4 protein-coding genes are annotated in these 3,569 nt (G+C 70.4%); 1 reads left to right on the top strand and 3 read right to left on the bottom strand.

The genetic code is table 11. The annotated features are described in order from the left end of the window. The 3 genes from SACHA_RS21305 to SACHA_RS0109670 form a co-directional block, all read right to left on the bottom strand. Positions 1-647 (bottom strand): MFS transporter (locus tag SACHA_RS21305; RefSeq protein WP_019809261.1); only part of this gene is annotated, 647 nt, incomplete at its 3' end. 720 nt (positions 648-1,367) lie between these two features. Continuing rightward, positions 1,368-2,042, bottom strand: coding sequence for a Crp/Fnr family transcriptional regulator (locus tag SACHA_RS0109675; RefSeq protein ID WP_007025211.1), 675 nt, complete (start codon positions 2,040-2,042; stop codon positions 1,368-1,370). Positions 2,043-2,284: 242 nt separating this feature from the next. After that, positions 2,285-2,536 carry a hypothetical protein gene (locus SACHA_RS0109670; RefSeq protein ID WP_007025210.1) on the bottom strand — a complete coding sequence of 84 codons (252 nt, stop codon included), beginning with the start codon at positions 2,534-2,536 and terminating at the stop codon, positions 2,285-2,287. A 118-nt stretch (positions 2,537-2,654) separates the two neighbouring features. Between SACHA_RS0109670 and nth the strand changes: the two genes are divergently transcribed. Then, on the top strand, positions 2,655-3,425 hold the full coding sequence (gene nth / locus SACHA_RS0109665; RefSeq protein ID WP_232211850.1) for an endonuclease III: 771 nt from the start codon (positions 2,655-2,657) through the stop codon (positions 3,423-3,425). Positions 3,426-3,569: the final 144 nt, after the last annotated feature.

Raw genomic sequence — 3,569 nt, 5'->3', positions numbered from 1 at the left:
GGCCCGCGGGGACCCGGGGCCGGCCCCCAGGCCCGCACCGGTGTGCTCAGCGCGAACGCGACCGAACCGGCGACCAGGCACGCACCGCCCACGACGAGTCCCGTACCCGGCCACGGCGCGGTGACCAGCACGCCCGCGAGTCCCGGGCCGAGGATGAAGAAGACCTCCATGCTGATCGCCTCGTAGGCGAAGGCGGCGTCCCGCGCGGGACCGGCCGGGAGCAGCCTGCCCCACAACGCGCGGGACGCGGAACCGGTCATCGGTTCGGTGACCCCGATCCCGACGGCCGCGGCGATCAGGACGGCCGCGGCGCTTCCCGCTTCGATCGCACCGATGAGCAGGGCGAGAAGTGCGGAGAACAGGGCGGAGGCGACCAGCAGCGGCCGGGTGGGGCCGAACCGGTCGATGAGTCGTCCCTGGGCCACCGACCCGATGGAGACCCCCACGAGGGTGCCCGCCGAGACGAGACCGGCGATCGCGAAGTCGTGTGTGCGTTGCTGCACGTACAACAGGGCGGACAGCCCGATCATCGCGATCGGCAACCGTGCGAGCACCGAGGCGGCCACCGGCCCGCGCGCCCCGGGTGTGCTCAGGGCCACCCGGTAGTCGGACAGGGTTGTCCGTCCGTGGGCCGACGTCTGGGACATGCGTACCAGTATGCTGGAGGTGGTACGGCAGTACCGCTCCAGGCCCCGAGGTGCGCCGAGCCGGGGATGAAAGGGACAAATTTCGCCCGATCGAGGTGTAAGGCCCCCCTTGGTCGGGTATTCGCATAACGGACCGGTAACGGTGCCGGAATTCGAGCATCCCACGGGCGTTCCGGGCGTCTATAGGGGTGAAAGTTCTTGAGGCGACCGGTACGGGTCGTGCGACCCTGGTCCCGGTCGAATCGGGACGGCACCCTCGGACGCACGGGACGCCGAGACATCCGCCGTGCGGCGGAGTGCCGAACAACGAGAAACGGTGCGGCGCCATGGATGGTGGCGCCGCGTGAGACTCCCTCCGGGTTTCGGGTCGGGGCCTAGACCGGAGGGCGGGGAGCGCGGGCGGTCGGGGGACGGTCCGCGCGAACGGACAAGGGGCCGGACAGTGCCACGTCGGGGGTGGCACCCGGTCCCTTGTTCGTGTGTCCGGATGCCGGTTCGACGCTGTTGCCCGAATGTATGTCGCCACCTGGCGGGACGCGCCCTGCGGAGCATGTGCGCGCGGGGCGTGCGTCGAAATTTCCACGCCTCGGCGAACACAGCGCGTCGGGGACAGGCCTCGGGAGACGTGGTGTGTCGAGGACACGGACGCTGGCCGCGCCGGTCCGGTGACCGCCCGGGGTCGACGCTGACCCGGGGCGTGTTCCGGCGGGTGCGCCCGGGTCAGCGGGCCCGGCGGGCCAGTCGCTCCGGGTCGAGGATCAGCACACTCTTGCCTTCGAGCCGCAGCCAACCGCGGTGGGCGAAATCGGCCAGTGCCTTGTTCACGGTCTCCCGCGACGCGCCGACGTACTGGGCGATCTCCTCCTGCGTCAGGTCGTGGGTGACCCGCAGCAGGCCCGCCTCCTGACTGCCGAACCGCTGCGCGAGCTGCAGCAGTGCCCTGGCCACCCGGCCGGGGACGTCGGTGAAGATCAGTTCGGCGACCATGTTGTTCGTGCGGCGCAGCCTGCGGGCCACCACACGCAGCAGCTGCTCGGCGATCTCCGGCCGAGTCGAGATCCACTGCCGCAGGGCGGGACGGTCCATCGTGACCGAGCTGACCTCGGTCACCGTCGTGGCGGTCGACGTGCGCGGACCGGGGTCGAAGATCGACAGCTCGCCGAACATGTCCGACGGTCCCATGATCTGGAACAGGTTCTCGCGGCCGTCCGCGGACTTGCGGCCGATCTTCACCTTGCCCGACTTGATGATGTAGAGCTTGTCCCCGGGCTCGCCCTCGTTGAAGATGACGTGGCCCCGGGGAAACTCCGTTGTCTCCAAGGTCTGCGCGAGCGCCTCGGCCGCCGCCGGTTCCACACCCTGGAAGATGCCCGCGCGGGCCAGGGTCTCGTCCACCTCGTGCCTCCTTCGGGTAGCGACCATCCATCCCCCGGGTGGAGGAGGATGACGCCGATCACTACATGCAGTGTAGGGCGTGCCCTCGAGATCGCTCCCCGCTCGGGCCGCTCGCGCGAGTGCGGGCCAGGAGGTATCCTGACCCTCGCGAACGCAGTGCGTACACCCGGACACGCACTGTCCCCTCGGCCGAATTCGCACGTCCGAGGGGTCGGCGGAGGAATCCCGTCCGACAGGCAAGCCTAACGCCGCATCCCCCGACCCCTGCCCTTGGCCGTCTTCCCGGCGAGACGACGCAGCCGGAAAAGTTCGAGCGCGCGGCCGATACCGTGTCCGTACAGTGCCCTGACCTCGTCGGGCCGGGCCTGTTCGAGGAACTCCTCCACGTCCTCACCGCGCACCGAGACGTGCCGGAGATGGTTCTCGACACGTTCCATGAACAGGGCGAAGCCCATCACCACGATCGGCACGAGGATCACGAACCAGACGGTCATATCACTCCCGGTCATTCGCTCACGCCCGGCTCGGTCGTCGTTGCCACGTCCGGTGTTGGCCCGACGTCAGCGACGCACGTGTGGTCGACTCCCCGGACGGCGCACGTAGGCTAGCGGGGTGTCGTCGTCGGTCGGTCAGGGCCCCCGGAGGGGGCGCACGTTCGCTGAAGAGAGCCGGTTGTCGTTGGTCAGACGCGCGCGGCGTATGAAGCGTTGCCTCGACACCGCCTACCCAAACGCCCACTGCGAGCTGGATTTCGGCACACCGCTGGAACTGCTGGTCGCGGTCATCCTGTCGGCGCAGACCACCGACGAACGGGTCAACCAGGTCACGCCGGCGCTGTTCGCCCGGCACCCCACGGCGGCCGACTACGCCGGGGCCGACCGGGTCGAGCTGGAGGAGCTGATCCGGCCGACCGGCTTCTACCGCAACAAGGCGTCGTCGCTGATGAGGCTCGGCGCCGCGCTCGTCGAACGGCACGACGGCGCCGTCCCCGGATCGCTCGACGCGCTGGTCAAGCTGCCCGGGGTGGGGCGCAAGACGGCCAACGTGGTGCTCGGTGAGGCGTTCGCGGTGCCGGGCATCACCGTCGACACCCATTTCGGCAGGCTGGTGCGGCGCTGGGGGTGGACCACCGCCGACGATCCCGTGAAGGTCGAACACGAGGTCGGTGGCCTTTTCCCGGGTAAGGAGTGGACCATGCTGTCGCACCGGGTGATCTTCCACGGCAGGCGGGTGTGTCACTCGCGCAGACCCGCCTGCGGCGCCTGCCCGCTGGCGCGCGACTGCCCGTCCTACGGGACCGGTCCGACGGAGTTCGACACGGCGGCGAAGCTGGTCCGGGGGCCGGAGCGGGACCACCTGCTCGGGCTGGTGACGGGGTCGTGACCGGGGCGACGAAGTGGGCGCTGGGGGTGGGCATCCTCGCGCTGGCCCTTCTCGTGGCGTTGCTGCCGCGGATCGGGGGCGACCCGGTCGACGAGCCGGGGGCGGGAGCGGGCCGGAACGGCGACGGACTGGCCGAGGCGCGGG

It is taken from the genome of Saccharomonospora halophila 8, assembly GCF_000383775.1.
Lineage (GTDB): Bacteria > Actinomycetota > Actinomycetes > Mycobacteriales > Pseudonocardiaceae > Saccharomonospora > Saccharomonospora halophila.
This window is presented reverse-complemented; position numbering and strand designations above follow the sequence as displayed.

What these genes read in the sequence shown, in the direction of transcription:
- SACHA_RS0109670 (WP_007025210.1), bottom strand. Translation starts at nt 2,536, where the DNA reads ATGACCGTCTGGTTCGTGATCCTCGTGCCGATCGTGGTGATGGGCTTC.